The 3,915-nt window shown below is 61.3% G+C and carries 4 protein-coding genes; all 4 read right to left on the bottom strand.

The window, feature by feature from the left end:
• The coding region (locus Q0F21_RS06175) for a glycoside hydrolase family 95 protein (RefSeq protein WP_297238349.1) at positions 1 to 1,415 on the bottom strand (1,415 nt) is incomplete at its 3' end.
• Positions 1,412 to 1,999, bottom strand: coding sequence for a ribosome biogenesis GTP-binding protein YihA/YsxC (gene yihA / locus Q0F21_RS06170; protein ID WP_018107483.1), 588 nt, complete (start codon positions 1,997 to 1,999; stop codon positions 1,412 to 1,414). The genes Q0F21_RS06175 and yihA, both read right to left, overlap by 4 nt.
• A 9-nt stretch (positions 2,000 to 2,008) precedes the next feature.
• Entirely contained in the window at positions 2,009 to 2,983 is a 975-nt protein-coding gene (locus Q0F21_RS06165; RefSeq protein WP_297238347.1) for a diacylglycerol kinase family protein, read from the bottom strand.
• A partial coding sequence (gene pdxA / locus Q0F21_RS06160) for a 4-hydroxythreonine-4-phosphate dehydrogenase PdxA (RefSeq protein ID WP_297238345.1) occupies positions 2,980 to 3,915 on the bottom strand: 936 nt, incomplete at its 5' end. The genes Q0F21_RS06165 and pdxA, both read right to left, overlap by 4 nt.

Genomic DNA, 3,915 nt, shown 5'->3' with positions numbered 1-3,915 from the left:
TCGTAGTGGTCCCAGAGGTGGCGGCAGAGCCATGCCCCTCCCGTCATCGTCGCTCCCCAGGAGGCATCCTCGCCGGGAGCGGTGTAGTAGAAGGGGTTGGTCATCATGTGCGCCACCCATCCCTCGGCGTCGTAGAAGTGCTTGGCCGTCTTTCGCCCGCTCTCCCGTAGGGCGGTGGTGAAGTCGATCAGCGACCGATGAAGCTCGGAGAGATTGGCCACCTCGGCGGGCCAGTAATTCATCTGGACGTTGATATTGAGGTGGTAGTCCGCATTCCAAGGAAGTTGGATCCCTTCGCCCCAGAGCCCTTGCAGATTGAGCGGCCAGCTGTCGGGACGGCAGCCGGAGATCATCAGGTAGCGGCCGTACTGGAAGTAGAGTGCCGCGAGGGAGGGGTCCTCATTGTCCTGATAGCGGCGGATGCGGTAGTCGGTCGTCCGCTCGGCGGCCTCCGTCGGTGCCCCAAGGTGGAGGCTCACGCGGTCGAAGAGCCGACTGTACTCCTCGAGGTGCCGCTTGTAGATCGTCTCGTAGTCGAGGTCCTCCACCTCATCCAGCCGGTCTGTCGGTTGCTCCGGTGAGGCTCCTCCGGCGGGTATGAGGTCGGTCCGAGCGGCGACGACGAGGATCACATCGTCGGCGTGGGTGACAGAGAGTTTGCTCCCCTTTACTCGCACCTTACCGCCGACCGGGATGCAGCGTACCTCCGCCTCGTAGCGGGTCCCCTCGCCGCCAAAGCCGTCCGGCAGACTGCCGGTCATACGTAGTCCCTCAGCCGTTCCCTCGACAGTGCCGCCCTCGGGGCGGGCGAGAGAGAGGTCGAAGGAGATCTTCTTCTTATGATCCGCGCCGAGGTGGATCACCAGCACGTCGTCCTTACGTGAGGCGAAGTAGGAGCGATTGTACCGAACCCCATTGAGATCAAAGAAGGTATGCGCCACCGCCGTCCTCAGGTCCAGTTCCCGCCGATAGCCTGTTTCCTCTCCCTTAGGCAGGTGGTGGTCAAGGGTCATATAGGCGAGCATCTGGTAACTGCCATAGGGCGAGTGGGCACCGTCGGGGAGTCCGCTACCCTTGCCACCGCAGCGGAAGTGCTTGTACATCAGATCCTGGGCGCGGAGATTGTCCCCGTCGAGCAGCGCCTGGCGGACCTCCGGCAGGTGGCGCACCGCGTCAATGTCGTAGGCGGTACTGTCGACGCTGCCGCTCCACATGGAGATCTCATTGAGGATCAGCCGCTCGCTTCGCACCTCGCCGCCGGTCATTAGTCCGAGCCGACCGTTGCCGATCGGGAGCATCGCCTCGAATACCTTAGCCGGACGGTCGTAGCGAAGCTTCAGCGGGGTCTCCTCAGCGCTCACCGTGAGGCAGAGGATCGTCGAGAGGATCAGTAGGAGGTGGCGCCTTAGTCTCATAGAAGTGACTCGAAGTAGTTCAGCAGTTCCTCTCTTCCCTCGCCCTTGAGGGAGGAGGTGATGAAGTAGGGCGGCAGCTCGTCCCACTCCTCGCTCAGCTTGTCGAGGTAAGCATCGACGCTGCGACGGGCGGCGGACTTGGAGAGCTTATCTGCCTTCGTGAAAATGAGGGCAAAGGGGACATTATTCACCCCCAGATGATTGATGAAGTCGAGGTCGATCCGGAGCGGTGCGTGGCGAATGTCGATCAGGACAAAGAGGCAGGACATCTGCCACCGATTGCTCACGTAGTCGTCGATCATCCGCTCGAGCTGCTGGCGCATGGGCTTCGGTACCTTGGCATAGCCGTAGCCGGGCAGATCGACGATGTAGAAGCGGTCATCGATGAGGAAGTGATTGATCAGCTGTGTCTTGCCGGGCGTCTGGGAGGTCTTGGCGAGGTCCTTACGCTGAGTCAGCATATTGATCAGCGAGGACTTCCCGACATTGGACCGCCCGATGAGAGCCAGCTCTACTCGGTCATCATCGGGACACTCAGCCACCTTGCGGCTGCTCTTGATGAATGTTGCCTCTTTTATTTCCATTTTGTCTGCTTAGCGTTGCTTGGGGGTAAAAAGGTCTGCCACACCGGCGCCGAGCTTCTGAGCATTGTCGCGCATAGTATTTAGGAAGTCAAAGATCGTCTTCTCCCGATCATCAGGTCTCCCGGAGCAGACGCTCAGGCTCCTCGGTGCCGCCTCTATCGTCAGTTCCCGGGTCTCTTTCATCGCATCGCCGTCGATATGGTAGAGGACCGACTTGTCGGTCTGGATCGTGATCTGTCGACCGCGCAGCTCTCGGGTGTACTTGCTCTCCGTCAGATCGCCGCTGAAAAGCTGGTAGGCGATCATGCCCGCCTCTCCGGCCGGGAACTCCTCGATCGCCGTCACATCCAGCATGCCGTCCACCATAGACGCATCCGGGGCGATGAAGGCGTTGTTGCCATACTGCGACGCATTGGCCACCGACACTATGTAAGCGTGCACCTCGCTCTCCTCACCGTCGATGGTCAGTCTGTAGTCCTCCGCATGGTACTGACCGAAGAGGTCCACCGTGTCGGCGATGTAGCTGATGAAGCCTCTTGTCTTGCTGGCAGAGAACTTCTCTGACACTGCCGCATCCAGACCGATGCCGCAGGTGCAGAGGAAGGGCTTCCCATTGACCCGACCGGTGTCTATCCGCTGCACCTCATGGCGTAGCAGCACCTCGATCGCCGGCTCCAGATCCATCGGGATGTGCAGCTCACGAGCGAGGCCGTTTCCGCTCCCATTGGGCAATATCCCCATCACCGTATCGGTGCCGATGAGCGCCCGACCTACCTCGTTTACCGTCCCGTCACCGCCCATCACCACGACGACGTCAGCGTCTCCCGGGTCGAGGGCGCGGTGGTAGGCATCGTCCGCCTCCTTGGTGACGAAGCAGGTCACCTCGTGTCCCCGTTCCAGTAGGAGGGAGACCGCTCTTGACGCCATCTCGATCGCGTTGGCGTCGGGGCCGGAGACCGGATTGATGATCAGGAGGTACCTCATGGACGTCTCTCGTCGGAGATGATGCTGGTGGGCAAGGGGTCGGCAGTGATCCTGTCGTACCTGCGCCGACCGGCGATGATGTCCAGAGCGGTATAGATCGCGGAGCGGAAGGACTGAGGGTCGGCGATTCCCCGCCCGGCAATGTCGTAGGCAGTGCCGTGGTCGGGCGAAGTGCGGACGATCGGGAGACCGGTGGTGACATTGACGCCCGTGTCCATCGCCAGGAGCTTAAAGGGGATCAGCCCCTGATCGTGGTACATGGCGAGTATGCCGTCAAATGTGCGGTACGCGCCACTTCCCCAGAGTCCGTCCGGAGCCACAGGTCCGAAGACCTGTATCCCTCTCTGCCACGCCTCCTCGATGGCCGGTGCAATCACGTCCGGCTCCTCACGCCCGATGAGACCATTCTCCCCCGCATGAGGATTGAGTCCCATAACGACTAAGCGGGGCTTGACGATGCCGAAGTCACGCTTCAGTGCCTGCTCCAGCGTCACGATCGAGTCGACGAGGTGCTCTCTCGTGATCAGTGAGGGAACTGCCGAGAGCGGCTCGTGGATCGTTGCCAGAGCCACATGCATCCCGCTTTGGTCAGCAAAGAGCATCAGCGGATGGCTCTCGGGATAGTAGGAGGCGAAAAACTCCGTGTGCCCCGTAAAGGGAAACTCCGCCCCCGTCGTCATATCCTTATGTATCGGTGCCGTCACCACCCCATCCAGCCGCCCGGCGACCAGATCCTCTGCCGCATCCCTCAGCGCCCGCGCTGCCAGCAGACCGGCGGCGCGCGTTGGCTCTCCCGGACTGACATGCAGATCGATGCCGGAGGCGTCGGTTTCGATGATGCTGATCTCCCCCTCACGCGCCTCATCGGCGTGGTCGATCCGCCGAAGTCTCTCCGGCAGGTCGAGGGCAAAGCGCTTCCTGTAGTAATTGTA

It is taken from the genome of uncultured Porphyromonas sp., assembly GCF_934359325.1.
In the GTDB taxonomy this organism is placed as follows: domain Bacteria; phylum Bacteroidota; class Bacteroidia; order Bacteroidales; family Porphyromonadaceae; genus Porphyromonas_A.
The sequence above is the reverse complement of the archived record's forward strand: the minus strand, read 5'-3'. Positions and strand labels throughout refer to the sequence as shown.